The organism is Proteocatella sphenisci DSM 23131 (assembly GCF_000423525.1).
In the GTDB taxonomy this organism is placed as follows: Bacteria; Bacillota; Clostridia; order Peptostreptococcales; family Filifactoraceae; genus Proteocatella; species Proteocatella sphenisci.
On record NZ_AUID01000012.1, the window covers coordinates 30,870 to 49,052 of the forward strand.

An 18,183-nucleotide genomic window follows, 5' to 3' on the forward strand; every position below is an offset into this window, starting at 1 on the left:
TTCATAATACAATGTATTATTTTGAAATTTTAGCTTTATTTACATCTTGAAGGATGATATAATGATTACTGTCATAATATGAAATTATGAAAATATTATTCAAAGGAGATTTTTTATGGAATTATTAAACAGTATAATTGGAACTATTAATGATTATATGTATGGTTATATACTTGTAGGCCTTCTTGTGGTCGTTGGTATTTACTTTACTTTGAGGACTGGCTTCGTTCAGTTCAGGCTTTTTCCCGATGGATTAAAGCAAATTATGGAAAAAAATGAAAATAAATCTGCAATGTCATCCTTCCAGGCTCTCATGATATCTACGGCTTCACGCGTGGGTATTGGAAATATAGCCGGCGTTGCAACTGCTATTTCCGCGGGTGGTCCTGGCGCTGTATTTTGGATGTGGCTTATTGCAGTACTTGGATCTGCATCTGCCTTTGTTGAAAGTACTCTGGCTCAGGTTTACAAGGTGAAGCATGGAGAGGAATTTCGTGGGGGACCTTCTTATTACATCCAGAAAGCTCTTGGACAGAGATGGCTTGGAATAATATTCTCAATTTCTCTTATAGCATGTTTCGCTTATGGATTTAATACACTTCAGGCAAATAACATAGTTTCTGCTTTATCATACTATTTTGGAGGCGAATATCCGAGCATTGCAATTCCAGCAATGATAGGCCTCGTACTTGCCGGTTTTACAGGATATATAATATTTAAAGGACAAAAATATATAGCGTTTATATCTTCTATACTTGTTCCCGTTATGGCTTTGTTTTATATGGCACTTGGATTTTATATAATAGTAAAGAATATCGGTATACTTCCAGCTACAATTGCAATGATTTTCAAGAGTGCATTTGATTTTGAAAGTTTTTCGGGAGGCCTTATGGGGTCTGCTATACTTTGGGGAATAAAGCGTGGTCTTTTCTCTAATGAAGCCGGTATGGGTAGCGCTCCCAATGCTGCTGCAGCTGCGCAGGTTTCTCACCCCGCAAAGCAGGGCCTTGTTCAGATGATATCTGTATTCATAGATACACTGCTTATCTGCAGCACATCTGCCTTTATCATACTTCTTTCTGGAGTAGATTATACTGCACTCAAAGCCATGCCTCTTGTTCAGCAGGCGGTGTCTTCTCAAGTTGGAGAGTGGGGAATCACATTTATTACAATTTCTGTGTTCTTGTTTGCATTCAGTTCGATTATAGGAAACTATTATTATACTGAATCTAATGTAATGTTTATACAAAACAGACCTGACGGATCACTTACGATTTTTAGAATTACGTGTATAATCGCTGTCTTCCTTGGAAGTATAGCTGGATACGATCTTGCGTGGAATATTGCTGACGTTCTCATGGGAGTTATGGCCCTTATAAATATAACTGCCATACTTCTGCTTGGAAATACAGCTGTTCTTGTCCTCAAGGATTACTCTGACCAGAGAAAAGCTGGAAAAGATCCTGTGTTTTCTGCAAAGGCTGTTGGCATAAAAAATACTGATGTATGGTAGGATGATTGATTATTAATTAAATTTATAGATCCCCTGAAGAATACTTTAGGGGATCTATTTTATTTAAATATTAAAATCATTTACAAATAAGCTTTATTCAAAAGTTCCTCTTACTGTTACCGCTTTGTCCATTACCATGATTCTTCCTTTTGATATCACTGTTTCTATATCAAATGTATCTGCATTAACAAGCACTATGTCTGCATCAAATCCTTCTATTATTGAACCTTTTCCTCTGAGCCTGTATATGGCTGCCGGATTTGATGTGACCGTCATAACTGCATATTCAACAGGGACCTTATCTACAAGTATTGCATCTTGAATCTCTTTGTAAAGTGATGTTACTTTTCCTACACTTATTCCTACTACTCTTCCCTGTTCGTCAAATTCAGGAAGAGAGCCTTGGCCGTCTGAAGACATGGTGACATTTTCAACGGGAACGCCCTCTTCAATAAGTATCTTGAGAGCAGATGAACACTTTACTTCTCCTTCTTCAAAAAATCGAGGGATACTGCTTGTAGTCAGGTCTATTATCCCTCCTGTTTTTGCATATTCTATACCTTTTTCGAATAAAAATTCATTTCGATTCATATGAGTGGGTATTATGTTTTTTATTGGTATCTCTGTATTTTCAACGATCTGTTCTAATATATCTATCATTCTTGGAGAATCTCCAACATGAAAGTTTACAGTTCCAGCTTTTTTACTGAGCATTCCGCCAATCCTGGCTTCAGATATTATGCGAGTTATTTCTTCAAATGAGGGCTGAGAACATCTGTGGTCTGAAATTGCAATCTCGCCTACTCCTATAATCTTGTCTATAAAGACTATATCATCTGTTATTGATCCAGTCAGAGTTAATACCGGCACCTGATATGAACCTGTATTAACAAAAGTCGTTATTCCTTCTTCTTCAAGTGCTTTTGCCTTTGCAAGCAAATTTGCCATGCTTCTTGTGGTTCCATCTGTTCCAAGACACCCAATTACAGTCGTTACCCCTCCTTGAGTTATATCACTGATCATTATTTCCGGAGTTCTGGTGTTAAACCCGCCTTCTCCTCCTCCACCCGCTATATGAACATGTGAATCTATAAATCCAGGAAATAAGATTTTACCTGTGGCATCTATTTCTGTATATTCGACAGATCCACTCAGCTCCACAACTTCACTGATTTTGCAAATTTTATCTGCTGTCAGCAATACATCTCGCCTTCCCAGATATTTTGGAGCGTACACTTCTGCATTCTTTATCAATGTTATCATAACTACCTCCTGTTTAGTCTTTAAATCCGCTTTTAAAAAATTAAGCCGTTTTCTTAATACTCAGGTTGCCCTTAGCGCTTCTTATTTCAAACTTCGATTCCACCTTTTTATATATTCCATAATGCGACCTTGAGATAAGTGGGAAATCACACAAAAAACGTCCTTCTCCTATTTTGTAATCCACTTTAAACCCATTGTTTTCTGGTATCTGTATGGTGGTATTTCCTGTGTTCGTTCTTATTTCAATATCATCTGGTCTGGAATCCATCTCTATATTTATATGCCCAGAGTCTTCTTGAATCTTTATGTCTTCAATATCACCTGAAATATTTACATTTCCTTTTTTTGAAGATACCACAAGATTTTCCACATGATCAGAAGCTACACTTATATAGGCTTCATCAGTCATTATTTTTATCAGATTTATATCTTCCTTTATACCTTGTGGTATTTTAAGATAGAGTGTCTTGTTATTTAAATTTTTTAAATTGTTTTCACTAGTATTTCCATTATATCTTATTATCAGCTTTCCATTTTTTGAAAGAAATTTTATTCTATCTATGTCCGATAAATCTTCTTTATATGCTTCATCAACAACGATATAATCTCCTTCATATTCTGAGATTTCTATATTTCCCCATGCCCATATAACATCTATCTGTTTTATATGGCCAGACGGAATTTGTGCCTCACCTGTGGAGTATTCTTTAAGCTCTCCAAAAAAAGTATAGGGGTCCATACCAGCAGTTCCCAATTTGAAAAAACCGTTTCCTCTGTCCCACACCGAAAGCGCCGCACCTGCTATTAAGATTATAACCACTATTTTTAAAATAAATGCTCGTCCTGCCTTCATCATTCACCACCCATCGCCATTTTTTAACTATTCAAACTATTCCATTATGATTATTATACTATAACCTTACATAAAAATGTCAATATCTATGGAATATTGTTAACTTTTTACTTTTTAATTTATTAATTTTAAACTAATTAACTGGAAGTATGTTTATATAAATGTTACAATTAATAATATATATACAATACTTAAACAAAAGAAGGGGTTACATATAATGTTCTTTAAAAAAAACAATCTATTTAAATCAAGCACCAACATATCTGTAAGTAGTGAAATCACTCCAAAAAGAATCTCTATTTCCGAGAAAAATCTAGATATACTTCAGGAAATGAATCGTTCAAAGATGATTTCAAGACTTACCAATCAGGTTGAAGAAACAGCTGTCGTAGCAGACGGCTTGATTGCATCCACAAAAGGCATCAACCACTCTATCGAGGAGCAGATGGAAATTATAGACAATGTCGTAGATGAAATTACAAGCTATTCTTCACTGGCCGAAGAAGTCTTTACTAGTATTGAAAGCTCCAAAGAAATAGCTGAAAAAACTGTCGAAAACGCAAACGAAGGTACTAATGCTGTGGGAAATGTACTTGGATCAATGGATGAAATAGAAAATGTTGTAAATGATGTAAGAAAGTCTGTAAACGAACTTTTTGAAAAATCAAAGAATATAGACGACCTTCTCAATATAATAAAAGGCATAGCAACCAGTACGAACCTTCTTTCCCTTAACGCTGCCATAGAAGCTGCCCATGCTGGCGCTGCAGGAAAAGGATTTGCAGTCGTTGCAGGTGAGGTGAAAATGCTTGCGGACAGAAGTATGGAATCCGTGGCCCATATAGATAATATCCTTAATGAAATTAAGCAGAGCATAGGCAATACATCAGACCTTATGCTCTCTGCAATAGACAAGGTAAATGATGGAAAACAGATATCTGAAGCTACAAAACAGGTCTTTGAAACCATTATAGATTCAGCAAGAGAAAATCTTAATGTGTCATCTGAAATAAGCACAGCCATATCAAGACAGACAGATTCCCTTGAATCAGTTATATTTTCTACTCAAAAAATGAGCCAGAGTTTTTCTCAGCTCATAAAAACAGTAGAGCTTACTATACTTAACACTGAGCTTACAAGCACAGCGCTGAGCAGACTAAATAACATATCCACTTCTATACAGGGGTCTCAAAAACTTATATCTTCAAATGATTTAAGCAGTGAGGTTTCGGAATCACTTGTACTCAAGTGCTGTGAACCTTATGGTTTGTCTATTGTTGACCCAATGATCAGCTCTGACCTGGTGGATTCCAGCACATTGTACAATATCCACGGAACACTTATAAATATAGATATCAATGGAAAAGTCTCTCCTGGCATAGCCAAATTCTGGCATGTAAAAGACGACCAGCTTACCTGGGAATTCCAGATAAGAAAGGGCATTAAATTCCACAATGGAGACGTGCTGACAGCAGCAGATGTGAAGTTTTCCTATGAGAGACTACTCAGCAAGGCGCTTGATGCCAATTCTGCATGGATACTTATGGATATAGAAGGTGCAAACGAATATCATAAGGGACAGGTTAAATCTGTAGATGGTATCAAAGTTGTAAATTCCCATACCCTTACTATAAAGCTAACGAGCCCATATACAGGATTTCTTCTTAATCTGGGCCAGCCTGCTTCTGCCGTTATTTCAGCACGTGCCTTTGAAAAAGAAAGTCAACTTTCAGGCTGCGGACCCTACAAGCTTACCAAAAACTCTAACGACGAAATGATACTGCAAGCCTTTGATGAATGTTATTCTGGCGCTCCATATATTCCAAAAGTTAAGATTTCAACTAATGATGCAAATCGTGTTCAAAGAGTCATAGATGGAGAACTTGATTTCATAAGGATAGAAGACGGTATGTCATATCAGGCTGCAAAAAAAGCAAACCTGGAGATCCAGCAATTGGATATGCTCTCTGTTTACTACTTAGGATTCAATTTCAAGTCAAATCACCCTGCTGTTCACTCCAAACTTGTAAGACAGGCTGTAAATCTTGCAATTAATAAGGACCAGATTGTAAAAGAAGTGCTAATGAATTACGGTTCCATAGCTGCTTCTCCACTTCCTCCTTCTATGCTTGAAGATAGCCACATATCTCCTTATCCTCATAATATTCAAAGAGCTAAAGAGCTTATACGTGCAAGTGGTGTGAGTAACCTTACCCTTAACCTCTATACCAGAGATGACGGAGGAAACGGACTCTTTAAGAGAACTGAAAAACTTGTGGTCGAAGATTTAAAGGCGGCTGGATTTAATATAAATCTGCACAGCATCCCATCTGCGGAATTTATAAGGACTCGCGCATATGAAAAATCAGATGTCTTTATATCAAGATGGACTGCTGACACAGGAGATCAGGACAATTTCTTAAGACCTAACCTGACAAAGGACAGCAACGACAACTTCTGCGCTTACCATAATCCCGAAGTAGTTCAGCTTCTTGAAGATGCTAAGCAAATGGTCAATCCAACAAAAAGAGCGAAAATGTACAATGAACTTGCTGAGATTATTCACGAAGATGCCCCATGGGCATTCCTATTTCATCCCAAAAATGGAATAGCACATAAAAAGAACATAGGCGGTGCAAATCTCAATGCTATATCAATAATCAGATATGATCAATTCTTTATAAAAAATATTTAGAAGGAGAGTATCTTGTGGAAAAAATTATTAAATCAAAGCGTATCTGTGGCAGACCTGTCCATTCCTATTTTACCGGAGTGGACAAGTATCTTCATCTTCAGAAACATTGTATATATGACATAACTCCACCAATATCCGAAAATGAATCTTTATTAATTATAGTAAATTCGGGAAAGGGCCTTATTCTGATAAATGGAGTGGAGTTCCCTTTTGAAAAAGGCACCTTTGCCTGGCTACAATCATATCACACTTTTTCCATACAAGCTTTTGCCGACTATCCTCTGGAGATAAGCGTGTGTGTATATGACTACCCGCTCTCCTCTTTTCTCGTATTTGAGGAGCCAGGGTCTGATGTGGTGGCCTCCATAATTGATGCCACTCCAGTTTTATATCCTCAAGGAGATCCGCTTTTAAAGATTCAATCCCTCTTTGATGAGTTTGAAAAGGAAAACGAGTGTTACGACCCCGGAAGTTCTCTTATTAAAGTATCAATACTGGGCCAGCTTTCTGATATTTTTGTAAGAAAGAGCTTGAAGTATCACCTGGGCCAGCCAAAATCAGAAAGACCTCTTGGTTGGAAGGTCATTCTTTACATGAGTGCGCATTTCTCAAAAGATCTCACTTCAGAAAATGTAGCTTCACATTTTGGTTCCTGCGTTTCTGACCTAAACCGTGAACTGCGCAATATAAGTGGGTATAACTTTGCGCAGATACTGAACCGAATACGCGTGAATATCGCTTCAATGGCGCTGCTTTATGAGGGAATGCCACTTTCCTATGTTGCGACTCATTCCGGATTTCCTTCAGAAACAGATTTTTATCGTACCTTTAAAAAGTACATGGGTATAACTCCACTTGAGTACCGAAGTCATATCCTTAACAAGGGTGATGGCATATACAGGGGTATGATCATGGAAAGCACTTTGATGAAAATTCTGAATCACTGCTATTCCAGCTTTTCATATCCTATTAATATAAATAACACAGCAAAGAGTCTTTACATATCAGAGAGCATGGTCAGTGATCTTGTACAAAAGGAGTTTGGCATAAGTTTTAAAGATATTACTTCACTTAACCGTATCAGGCACGCTGAGGCGCTTCTTCTCACAACAGATCTTCCGATCCTTGACATTGCAATAAATGTAGGATTTAACAGTTCGCGCTCTCTTTCAAGGGTATTTCGAACCATACACGGAATGACCCCGGGCGAATACAAGGCTCTTAACAAGGGAGGTTATTCAAATGACGTGCAAAAATAATAACTATCCGCCAATATATGCCAGCGGTCATTATTATTCAAAAAAAGAATTCACTTTCCCAATTAACGCGGTCAATCAGACTGTAAATAATACAACTGTGCTCAAGAACAACAGCGGTATTACTCTGATTTATTTTCGAAGTGGTGAGGGAAGCATAATTATAAATTCCAAGCCTTATGAAATCAAAAGAGGCATGCTTATATGTTTAGGGTCATACCACTATTTCCAGATAAAGCCTTCAAATGTATCCATAGAGCTTATGCAGTGCAGACTGAGCTATGATACTTTTTTATATATGGCCGCCAATCCTTACTATGATTTCTCTGAGATTACTCTGAATCCAAAACCTCTTACTGCATTACTTGAAGGTGAAATGCTTGAAAGGGCTGAGAATATAATTGAAGAACTTGTGGACACGAGCTCTAAAAGCCGAAAAAAAGAAAACTGCAGTAAATACAAAGACCTGTCTCAAAGTGGAAATATATCAGACAGATTTCTTCACAAAAGCGGAAATACAGAGTTTTTTCTGTGCATGAGATTGATAGGAATCCTTCAAAAAACTTATCAGGTGGATTTTTGGAAGTAATATAAGGTCAAAATAATCGCCCATGCTGGGCGCACCCAAAACAAGGCACCCCGGAGAATGTATATCACAGGATGCCTTGTTTGTATTTATGAAAAGGAAAATGTTATAGACTGTAGGCAGTTTCAAAGCCTTCCCACATGGCAAAGCTCGCCTGGCGCGCTCTTACAGCGTCACCTATTACATGAACTTGAGGAACAAATTCTTTAAGTTCAGCGGAAAGTGGGTCATAGTTTCTGGAACCAAGTCCAAATAAGATATAATCGAATCCTTGCAGCCATTCCTCAGAACCATCCAGACGCTGCACTTTTACTGCATGGTCAGTTACCTCAAGAATCTTTGTGTTTACATTGATGTCAACGCCGCTTTCTTTGAGTTTTCTTATAAGCGGTCCTCTGTTTGGACTGCACACTCCCGTAAGCAGCTGTGGCATCATCTCAATAAGAGTAACTTCCACATCACCAATACTTGAATTGAATCCTCTGATATATGCTGATGGTCTTGCATTTACCATAACCGCTTCTGCCGTCTCACACGCTACAGCCCCACCTCCAAGTACGCATACACGTCCCTTTGGTATTACATATTTTCCCCTAAGGAAATCATGCGCTGTCAGTACTGGATAATCCTGCGTACCTTTTATTGGCGGCACAAGTGGTCTTGCTCCGGTTGCCACAATAACCGCCTCAGGAGCAAATTCTCTTACAGCATCTATAGTAGCTTCTTTATTAAATTCAATATTAACCCCGGCTTTTTTTGCTCTATGGTTTAAATGTACCATCCATTTGGTCATTTCCTGTTTTCCAGGAGAAACAACGGCAAGGTTGATCTGGCCTCCGATTATGCTGTCTGCTTCCCATACAGTAACATCGTGGCCTCTCTCTGCTGCAGTAACTGCAGCGTACATACCACCTGGACCCGCACCTATTACAAGCGTCTTCTTAGGCTTTTCTGCCGGTACTTCCGGAAAATCATATTCTCTTCCTACAAGAGGATTTACATGGCAGTGACACTGTGGACTTTCTGCACTTCTCGAAATACAGCTTCCTCCACAGTTTGCACAAGGAGTTATGTCTTCAAATCTATTTTCCATGGCCTTGTTGCATATATCTGGATCTGCAAGCAGAGGTCTTCCCATGGATACTCCATCCACAAGTCCTCTTTCTACTATGTCAGCCGCATATCTTATGTCGTTTATTTTTCCTACAACGAAAACCGGAATGTTAACCGCTTTACGAATCTCAGATGCCTCATATACATTCACGCCTATATTTTTATTCTGACACGGGATTATATGCTCCATTCCTTCATACTGAGTCCCCCCTGATACTTCTATCAGGTTAACTCCAGCTGCTTCAAATTTGCGTGCAAGATAGATCATATCTTCAAGTGAGTTTCCCCCGATAGTTCTTTCATCTCCTGATACTCTTAGAAATATAGGAAAATCCGGACTTACGTTCTTTCTTACTTGGGCTATTATTTCCAGCATCAAGCGTGCTCTGTTGTCAAGGCTTCCTCCGTATTCGTCCATGCGCTTATTTCTAAGCGGTGACAGAAATGCTCCTGGAAGCATGTATGCATGGGCACAGTGAAGAAATATTCCTCCGCATCCGGACTCCTCTACACGTCTTGCTGCCTCACCGTACTGTTTTATGACAGTTTGAATTTCATCGATGCTTATAGCTCTGCTCACATGACAGTTTGCATTTGTATTCACAGATGGTCCCATCGGCGCTATATTTCTGTAACCACATACAGATTCTGGCCCCGGATGGATAATCTGAGGAATAAGTGTGCTTCCTGTGTTTCCCACTCTTTTCGCAAATTCTTTAAACTGAGGAACCAGATCATCCGAATCAAGACAAGTAGTATTTCCCATATATGGGTATTTTCGATCTACAGTTACCGCATCGATTATAACAAATCCAGTTCCCCCTTCTGCTCTGCGGACAAAAACGTCAGCAAGGCGTTTTGGTACTGTTCCATCAGCTACTTCGTAATCCATGCTCATAGGGGCCATCCCAACACGATTTTGAAGAGTCAGTGAACCCACTTTTAGTGGTGAAAATAATTTTGAGTTTTTCATTATAATGCTACCTCTTTTCATTACTGATTATTTATTTATTTTGCTTTGCTGTCATGTATCTTTGGCATCATCCTTACAATTATAATACCTGCTATAATGCATGCCACCTCGATTAATGCAAGGGTCTGTATTGAAGAAGTAGCCGCTTGAACAACTGCAGCGCCCTGTTCAGCACCTGCTACAGTAGCCCTGTCGATAAGTCTAGTCACGCTGTTTGTAAACATAGGTACGAATACTGCTACTCCAAAAGGTGCCGCTATATCACGGAAAAGTCCGTATGTACCTGTTCCTGATCCTGCCAGTTCACTGGATAATCCGCTCAGTGCTACCTTCATGAATATTGTAGCATTTCCTCCAAGTCCGATTCCCAGGATACCAAGTGATGCTGCAAATATTGCTATTGAAGAATCCGCCTTGAAGAAGTACATTATGGCGCAGCCTATGCCTGTAAGCACAAGTGAAAATGTAAGTATGGATCTTGGCTCTTTTTTGTCTGCCTTAGGTCCGATCAAAATAGCACCAAGTGACATCCCGATGTACATTATCGAAATGGCAAAGCTTGCTATAAGTACATTGTCCGGCTGAGTGTATCTTACAAACACAATTACATTGGTCATGTTAGCCTGCATAAGTCCCTGTGTAAGGAAAAGAATCATCACAGGAAGTATGAATTCCTTACGTGCCATGAATGTACCATTTAAAACAGGGTTCTTAACTTTTTTCTCAACCTTTATAAGGGCAAACAGTGATATGATTGCAACTCCAGCTACAGTCATAAAGAGTGTGGAACCCCAGCCTATATTCTGTCCAAAAGACGGAACGCAAAGGAAAAGACTGAAGAACACAACAACAAGTGCAGCGCCTTTTTTATCAAAATCTACAAGACTTTTCTTTTCAAAAGCCGTTTTCTTTATAACTAATGAGCAGAATAAGAATACCAGAGCGCATATGGCAACGCATACCCACATCATCACTCTCCATCCTGCCGCCTTCATGATCAGTCCGCCGCAGGTAGGTCCGACAACTACTGCACCGCTCGATACCAGCATGTACACAGCAAATCCTTTTCCCATTTCTGCAGGAGGATATTCAGAAACAATATAAGACATTACAACCGGCGCAATAGCTGCAGTACCAATACCTACAACAAATCTAGCCGCCAGCATCAACATCAAAGATGGGGCAATAGCCGTAAGTATGTTACCAAGAGTAAAAATTCCTATTCCTATAAGTAGAGTCTTGCGTCTTCCAAGTACATCTCCCAATTTACCAAGAATGGGAGCACATGCTGCGGCTGACATTGCCAGTGCAAGCGATATCCAGGTAGTATTATTGTAGGCAAGCCCCTGATCCGCTACGAATGCCGGTGCCAGAACTGCTGTAAATCCTCCAATCAGTCCCAACATAAGGGCTGCAACAGCATATGGTATGAATCCTTTTTTATAATCTGTAGCTGGTTTAATATTATTACCTTTTTTATTTAACGCGGCATCCATTATATAATCCCCTTCCTTTTTATTTTATGAAAGGCGGGCTTTGCCCGCCTTTCAATAGAATTATTTCTTTCTCATGTGCGGAATTACTTCTTCCAATCTATAACGCTTTATTGTTGTAGCAAGATCAAATTCTTTAGTTATGCCCTTTTCATACAGACTTTGTATCTCTTCGTCAGAATATCCCAGATCTTTCAGTATATCTTTGTTATCCATACCAAACAAAGGTGCACCTCTCCATATTTGTGAAGGATTGTTCTTAAACTTGTTTATAAGTCCAAGGCCTTTAACTCTTCCCATCATTGGATCATCCCATTCCATTACTGTCTCACGAGCTTTCCAGTGAGGGTCATTCAGGCAGTCTTCAAGTTCGTAAACTCTCTGACATGGAATTTGATTAGCGTGCATCAGAGCCTCTACCTCTTCCATAGTATTCTCTGATACAAACTTCTCAACAGCAGCTTCCATTCTCTGTCCTACAGGTGAATTGATCAACCAGCCTGTAAATCCTTCTGGAAAATCTGGATCTCCAGTTCCAGGTACGGGAAGTCCTATTAGAGGGTATCCACGTTTGCATACCTCAGCCCCAGTCATTCCGATAAATATAGTCTTTCCATCCTTACAAGTATAGAAACTGAACAGTGCCGCCTGTGTATCTTTGTTTCCTGTTCTTGGCATCTTTATATCGTCAGTAGCATACTGCATCATACGTCCGTCCATTATTCTGGCTAAAGCCTCATATTGGGCTACGTCAACGGATTCTCCCTTTCCAGTTAACATTGTACTTACATAACATGCAAGCATTGTCCAGCATGTAGTAAGTCCACACACAAAGTCACTTAGATATGGATTAACCTTTAATGCCTCAGTAGTTCCGTTTAGAGACATGTATCCACTGAATGCCTGTCCAACTGCATCGTAAGAAGCCTTTGTTACATAAGCAGGATCCCCTGTCTGACCATATCCTGATACATGGACTATAGCAAGCTTTGGATTTACCTTCCAGATCTCTTCATCTGAAAGACCCAGTCTGTCATACTGTCCTCCTTTTGAAGACTCTACCCAGATGTCTGCCCATTTTATTAATTTGAAGAAAATCTCTCTTCCTTCTTCTGTCTTTATATCTGCTACCATTGAAAGTTGATTTCTGTGGTTCTGAGGATAGCCATACCATCCACGCTGATTGTCCGGTTTATTTGGAGCTTCAAAATGAATTACCGTAGAACCGCACTCTGAAAGAAGTCCTCCTCCAAGAGGTCCTGCAATATTTGAACCACTGTCCAGTACTTTTAATCCTGAAAGCGCTCCAAATTGTGGAAAATCTTTTAATCCAGCCATATTTATATCTCCCTTATGTTTATTAGTTAAAGTTAAAGTTATTTTTAAAATTACAGGTTTTCAAATTATGGTCTGTAAGCTCCATCTACACTGATTGTAGTTGCAGTTATTCCGCTTGCCAGATCTGATGCAAGGAACATATACACATTTGCTATTTCTTCAGCCTCAAGCATTCTCTTCATTGGAAGAGTTTTAAGGTATCCGTCCAGAATTTCCTGTGGCATTCCACTCACCATATCTGTATTAACCACTCCTGGAGCCACGCCAACTACACGGATATTCTTTCTTACAATTTCTCTTCCAAGACCATGAGTCAGACCTATTACTCCTGCCTTAGTTGTTGGGTATCCTATACCTGAAAGTGAACCGTATACACCTGTTACAGATGCCGTATTTATAATTACACCTTTTTTAGCATCCTTCATGCACTGATAAGCAGCCCAGGCACCGTTGAATACTCCTATAAGGTTTACGTCTACTATGTTCTTAAACTCATCTTCTTCTACTTTGCTGAAAACTGTGTTCATTGAAACTCCAGCGTTATTTATCATAACATCCAGTCTGCCGTATTTTTGAGCTACTGCACCAACTGCACCCATTACTTCATCTCTTGAAGCAAGGTTTGGAGCAAATCCAAGCACTTCTTCCTCTGGATATAGTCCCTTAAGCTCTGCAAGCGCAGCGTCTACTTCTGGCTGAGTTTCTCCAAATATAGCTACCTTTGCCCCATTTTCTATGAATTTTCTTGCTGCTGCAAAACCTATTCCGCGAGTTCCACCAGTGATTACTGTAATTTTATCTTGTACTAGTTTCATGATTTTATCTCTCCTTGTTGTTTAAATTATTTAAATGGTTTAAATGGTTTTCCAGTTCTGTTGTCCTTCTGTTCCTCTTATTTGTCATGCATATTTGTTAATATTCTTCTTTTTTCATCTCTTCTAAAGTTTTCTTCATAAATTCGTACATAACCAGTTTCTAATATGTACCATTGTCCATCAACTTTTTCATACTTGTCTGTATAGAATGCCCCGCCATTAACCTCTATACCCTTATACTTTCCATCTGTAAAAATCAATTTATCTTCTAAATACCATCTTCCTGAAGCTATATTTTCGCTTTCAAGAGTAATTTCTGGAGTGTGTCCTGTGTGCATGCTGATTTCTTCAGGAGGCATCGCACTTCTCAAATAATCTGTAACTTCTTTTGGACTCTTAAAAACAAGTTTTCCATCAGAATAAGATGTGACAATATTAGGTGAAAGCGTAGATTCCAGCTCATCCCAGTGCTTGCTGTCAAGACATCTGAAATATTTTCCTTTTAATTCTTTAATTGCCTCAATATCATTTATATTTTGAATTTCTTTTTCAAGGGCGATTATTCTTTCTTCTAAAGTCATGTCTATAAATCCTTTCTATTTAAAATAATTATTATTTAAATTGACATACCCACGTTGTAGCCTTCAAGTGTTGCAATTCTTGCATCTCTCGCCTTAACTGCGTCTCCAATTACGTTATATGGAATATTAAGCTCTTGGCATTTAGCTTTTAGATCTTCACTTGGACGAGATGTGATTCCAGTACAGATAACTACTGAGTCGCACTCAAGCGTTCCAGGAATGATTTCTTTAGTCTTTTTGTCGGTTATATTGTAATGGATTTCTCCTGGTTTTATTCCTGTAACATCAGTACCTGCCAGTTTTGCTATCTTGTAGTACTTGAGCTCTCCTGGTAAGAACATTCTTCTAAGCATATTCATGCCTGTACCAATACCTTTTCTCTCTATTGCCGTAACCTCTTGTCCTCTTGAAGCAAGCAATTGCGATACTTCTGTACCTACAAGTCCACAGCCGACAACTGCTACATGACCAGTCGGGTTTACTTCTCCCCTTAGAACCTGGTACTGTGAATATACATTAGGGCTGTCAATTCCTGGGATTTCAGGTGCCACATAGTCAGAACCTATTGCAATGATTACATGGTCTGGTGCTATTTCAGCAATCTTTTCTGGGGTTACAGCTGTATTAAGCATAACTTCAATTCCCTGACGCTTAACTTCTTCCGCTTCCCATATTGCCATATTCGCCCAGTCCTGTTTCATGGGCGCAACTCCGGCAAGAGCAAATTGTCCTGAAAGTTTGTCAGATGATTCAAATATTACCGGTTCATGTCCACGTTTTTTAAGTATCTGCGCCGCCATAAGTCCAGCCATTCCCCCGCCGATGATCATTACCTTTTTAGCTTCTTCCGTCTTTGGAAGTCCCTTATATTCCTGAGCTACCATAGGGTTATGAGTGCACGTTATACTCTTCATCTTAGGATCAATTATCGCATCATAGCAGCCCTGTACGCAGCCTATGCAGTGACGGATTGTGTCTTCTTTGCCATCTCTTACTTTTGCAACCCAGTCTGGATCTGTAATCTGAGAACGCCCTATACCTACAAGATCAAATTTACCTTCCTCTATTACTCTGTTTGCCATTTCTCCGGTCTTGATGCTTCCCACACCCATTACCGGGATCTTGATCTGCTTCTTGATGTTGTATATGTTCTCTATATTGAAGCCATGTGCAAGGTTGAATGGAGGAACCTCATATACTGTAGCAAATGACACTGCATTTCCACGGGAAATGTCTGCCACGTCCACCCCTAGATCCGCACTTCTGTTTATGAATTCAACTATTTCTGCTTCTGTCATAGTCTCGTCCATAAGTTCGTCAATACATCCCACTCTCATGAAGAAAGGCATGTCCTCTGGTATGTTGTTACGGATTGCTGTAATTGTCTCGAAAAGGAATCGGCAGCGATTTTCAAAATTTCCACCGTATTCATCTGTACGCTTGTTCATTCCTGGACTAAGGAACTCATGAGGAAGATAGCTGTGCGCTGCATGAAATTCTACAGAATCAAATCCAGCTTCAACTGCTCTTTTTGCAGCAAGTCCAAATTCTTCAACAATCTCATGGATTCTCTCTACTGAAAGATTTTCAGGTTTTTCCAGTACATTTGTTTCGTCAAAGAACAGTTCCGGGCTAAATCCTCCATGCCATAGCTGAACGCTCATCTTGCCGCCAACCTCATGTACAGCATCTGTAAGTTTTTTCAGCTGCTCTACATGATGGTCATTGTAAAGTCCCATATACATGTACGCATGTGGAGCTGGACATATGGCAACGCATTCAAAAATATTAAGTGCACACCCTGCCTTAGCTCTTGCTACATGATATGCTATAAGATCCTCTCCTATATCATGCTTGCTCTTTGTCATTTTTGTGTTCATTCCTGGCAGAATAATTCTGTTCTTTAATTCCAGCCCACGAATTTTAAACGGTGAAAATAATGCTTCATAACTCATTTTGTATCCTCCTTGATCGATTGATTGTATTATATTTTAAATAAAAATTACCGACTTTCATTGTTCATTTAAAACGTTATTAGCTGGACACGTATTCTCTTAATATCCTGTCTCTGTCGGTCTTTCCATTACCTACTCTTGTCAAATTATTTACAAATTCAAAGGTCTTGGGAATCTTGTACGGCGACAGATATTGCCTTAAAAAAGTTCTTAATTCCTCTTCTGATATTCCTGTTGTAGACTCTATAACCGCATGAATGAGTCTTCCCCATTCTTCATCAGGGATGCCAACAACAATTGCATCCATAATGCCCTCATGTCTGAGCAGGGCAGTCTCTACTTCGTTAACAAATACATTTTCCCCACCTGTCACCAGCATATCATTTCGCCTGTCTACAAAATAAAGATATCCATCTTCATCTATATATCCAAAATCTCCAACACTTCTAAATCCATCCTTTGTAGTTTCCAGCTGTTCCTTGTTCATATATTCTGTATCAAAGCATCCATCTGGAAATGTCATATAGATTTCACCAAGTTCACGTGGGGGCAATTCTTTTCCCTGATTGTTGCGAATTGATACCTTTCCATTACATATAGGGCGTCCAATACTTCCAGTATGTTTTAACCACTCATCTCCTCTGATACAAGTCAGCCCTATCACCTCAGTCATGGAGTAAATCTCATGAATTTTTTCCGGCCCCAGCAGATCTATCCACCTTTTTTTGAGCCAGTCAGAGCAGTATCCGCTGGTATGACATATAGCCTTTATAGAGTCAAAGTCTTCGATTTTCAGACCAGGAATCTTAATGATACGATTTAAAAGAATAGGTACCATTTGCGCATATTCTATCTGGTATTTTTTTATCAGTCTTACAATGTTTCCTGCACACAGATTCCTTGGTATTACCAGGGTATTGCCGGAGAACAGACCGTTAAATGCTGCAGTATGAGGTGCCCCATGAAATAATGGACCCAAGAGCAGCTGCCTTTGTTCAAATCCCATCCCAGACATATGAAACCAAATTTGTAAAATGTCATCTGATATTCCACTTGGCATGTTCTGACGTATGAGCTTAAGATTTCCACTAGTTCCCCCGGAAAGTGAGATCATGTTAGGATCTGCCTTGATGTCTTCTGGCATTTCTTCTGATTGTCCTTCCATACTCTCGTACATCTTTTTATAATTTAAGGTTATAGGCACTCCTGGAACTTCAAATTCTGCAAATGCAATAGTTGGTGATATCATATCGCCGATTTCTACAAATTCCTTATCAGCTGTCTTGCTGGAGACTGGAAGATAACAGGCTCCTACCTTCCATATGGCAAATGCTGCAATTATATGTTCAATGCAGTTGGGCCATGCTACCATGATTACCGAACCCGGTTTAATGTTTTTTTCCATAAGCATCCATGCCAGCTTATTTGATTGTATGTATAGTTGACTCCAGGTTATAAAAGAAGTTTTTTCTTCCTTATCAATATAAATAATGGCGGTATCATCTGGTTTATAATCTGCAATGTATTTTAGTTGCATTCCAGCAGTTACAAAATTCGATTGACCATTGTTGAATTTGTTGAAAAAGCTACTGCTCAATATCAATTCCTCCTCGCTATGGATTTTTATACTTATCTTTATTCTCTGATTGTTATAATTGTAACATCTAAATATAATATTCATCGGAAAAATCAATATCACTTTATAACGAACCTGGCTCTATTTGGCGGACAAAACATGTTATAATTATG

General features: G+C 39.1%; 13 protein-coding genes. 4 read left to right on the forward strand and 9 right to left on the reverse strand.

The genetic code is table 11. From position 1 onward, the window contains the following. Nucleotides 1–115 precede the first annotated feature (115 nt). Complete coding sequence (locus G558_RS0105895) at nt 116–1,513, forward strand: alanine/glycine:cation symporter family protein (protein ID WP_028829350.1); 1,398 nt, start codon at nt 116–118, stop codon at nt 1,511–1,513. A gap of 93 nt (nt 1,514–1,606) precedes the next feature. Here G558_RS0105895 and iadA read toward each other — a convergent pair whose 3' ends face one another. Together iadA and G558_RS0105905 are read right to left on the reverse strand one after the other, a co-directional pair. After that, nucleotides 1,607–2,776 (reverse strand): beta-aspartyl-peptidase, encoded by a 1,170-nt coding sequence (iadA, locus tag G558_RS0105900; RefSeq protein WP_028829351.1) that lies wholly within the window; start codon nt 2,774–2,776, stop codon nt 1,607–1,609. Between the two features lie 40 nt (nt 2,777–2,816). Continuing rightward, complete coding sequence (locus tag G558_RS0105905; protein WP_028829352.1) at nt 2,817–3,629, reverse strand: DUF4097 family beta strand repeat-containing protein; 813 nt, start codon at nt 3,627–3,629, stop codon at nt 2,817–2,819. 217 nt (nt 3,630–3,846) lie between these two features. On the opposite strand from G558_RS0105905, the gene G558_RS0105910 reads away from it, so the two are divergent. From G558_RS0105910 to G558_RS0105920, 3 genes are read left to right on the forward strand one after another with little or no spacing between them, the layout of a single operon-like run. After that, complete coding sequence (locus G558_RS0105910) at nt 3,847–6,324, forward strand: ABC transporter substrate-binding protein (RefSeq protein WP_051188503.1); 2,478 nt, start codon at nt 3,847–3,849, stop codon at nt 6,322–6,324. Nucleotides 6,325–6,338: 14 nt separating this feature from the next. Beyond that, nucleotides 6,339–7,583 carry an AraC family transcriptional regulator gene (locus tag G558_RS0105915; protein ID WP_028829354.1) on the forward strand — a complete coding sequence of 415 codons (1,245 nt, stop codon included), beginning with the start codon at nt 6,339–6,341 and terminating at the stop codon, nt 7,581–7,583. Continuing rightward, nucleotides 7,567–8,169, forward strand: a complete 603-nt coding sequence (locus G558_RS0105920; RefSeq protein ID WP_028829355.1) for a hypothetical protein — start codon at nt 7,567–7,569, stop codon at nt 8,167–8,169. The genes G558_RS0105915 and G558_RS0105920 overlap by 17 nt, the downstream gene beginning before the upstream one ends. 103 nt (nt 8,170–8,272) lie before the next feature. On the opposite strand, the gene G558_RS0105925 is transcribed toward G558_RS0105920, so the two are convergent. From G558_RS0105925 to baiB, 7 genes are all read right to left on the reverse strand, one after another. Next, a complete protein-coding gene (locus tag G558_RS0105925) occupies nt 8,273–10,252 on the reverse strand; it encodes an NAD(P)/FAD-dependent oxidoreductase (RefSeq protein ID WP_028829356.1) in 1,980 nt (659 codons plus the stop codon). Between the two features lie 35 nt (nt 10,253–10,287). Then, complete coding sequence (locus G558_RS0105930) at nt 10,288–11,748, reverse strand: MFS transporter (protein ID WP_051188504.1); 1,461 nt, start codon at nt 11,746–11,748, stop codon at nt 10,288–10,290. A 60-nt stretch (nt 11,749–11,808) separates the two neighbouring features. Beyond that, the gene (gene baiF / locus G558_RS0105935) at nt 11,809–13,083 is read right to left on the reverse strand and encodes a bile acid CoA-transferase BaiF (protein ID WP_028829358.1); all 1,275 of its coding nucleotides are present in this window, start codon (nt 13,081–13,083) and stop codon (nt 11,809–11,811) included. Nucleotides 13,084–13,148: 65 nt separating this feature from the next. Next, a complete protein-coding gene (locus G558_RS0105940) occupies nt 13,149–13,898 on the reverse strand; it encodes an SDR family NAD(P)-dependent oxidoreductase (protein WP_028829359.1) in 750 nt (249 codons plus the stop codon). 77 nt (nt 13,899–13,975) lie between these two features. Next, nucleotides 13,976–14,479, reverse strand: a complete 504-nt coding sequence (gene baiE, locus G558_RS0105945; protein ID WP_028829360.1) for a bile acid 7alpha-dehydratase — start codon at nt 14,477–14,479, stop codon at nt 13,976–13,978. A gap of 35 nt (nt 14,480–14,514) precedes the next feature. Beyond that, on the reverse strand, nt 14,515–16,434 hold the full coding sequence (gene baiCD / locus G558_RS0105950) for a bile acid Fe-S flavoenzyme BaiCD (RefSeq protein WP_028829361.1): 1,920 nt from the start codon (nt 16,432–16,434) through the stop codon (nt 14,515–14,517). 79 nt (nt 16,435–16,513) lie between these two features. Then, nucleotides 16,514–18,031 carry a bile acid--CoA ligase BaiB gene (gene baiB / locus G558_RS0105955; protein WP_242825210.1) on the reverse strand — a complete coding sequence of 506 codons (1,518 nt, stop codon included), beginning with the start codon at nt 18,029–18,031 and terminating at the stop codon, nt 16,514–16,516. Nucleotides 18,032–18,183: the final 152 nt, after the last annotated feature.

What these genes read in the sequence shown, in the direction of transcription:
- G558_RS0105895 (WP_028829350.1), top strand. Translation starts at nt 116, where the DNA reads ATGGAATTATTAAACAGTATAATTGGAACTATTAATGATTATATGTAT.
- iadA (WP_028829351.1), bottom strand. Translation starts at nt 2,776, where the DNA reads ATGATAACATTGATAAAGAATGCAGAAGTGTACGCTCCAAAATATCTG.
- G558_RS0105905 (WP_028829352.1), bottom strand. Translation starts at nt 3,629, where the DNA reads ATGAAGGCAGGACGAGCATTTATTTTAAAAATAGTGGTTATAATCTTA.
- G558_RS0105910 (WP_051188503.1), top strand. Translation starts at nt 3,847, where the DNA reads ATGTTCTTTAAAAAAAACAATCTATTTAAATCAAGCACCAACATATCT.
- G558_RS0105920 (WP_028829355.1), top strand. Translation starts at nt 7,567, where the DNA reads ATGACGTGCAAAAATAATAACTATCCGCCAATATATGCCAGCGGTCAT.
- G558_RS0105925 (WP_028829356.1), bottom strand. Translation starts at nt 10,252, where the DNA reads ATGAAAAACTCAAAATTATTTTCACCACTAAAAGTGGGTTCACTGACT.
- G558_RS0105930 (WP_051188504.1), bottom strand. Translation starts at nt 11,748, where the DNA reads ATGGATGCCGCGTTAAATAAAAAAGGTAATAATATTAAACCAGCTACA.
- baiF (WP_028829358.1), bottom strand. Translation starts at nt 13,083, where the DNA reads ATGGCTGGATTAAAAGATTTTCCACAATTTGGAGCGCTTTCAGGATTA.
- G558_RS0105940 (WP_028829359.1), bottom strand. Translation starts at nt 13,898, where the DNA reads ATGAAACTAGTACAAGATAAAATTACAGTAATCACTGGTGGAACTCGC.
- baiE (WP_028829360.1), bottom strand. Translation starts at nt 14,479, where the DNA reads ATGACTTTAGAAGAAAGAATAATCGCCCTTGAAAAAGAAATTCAAAAT.
- baiCD (WP_028829361.1), bottom strand. Translation starts at nt 16,434, where the DNA reads ATGAGTTATGAAGCATTATTTTCACCGTTTAAAATTCGTGGGCTGGAA.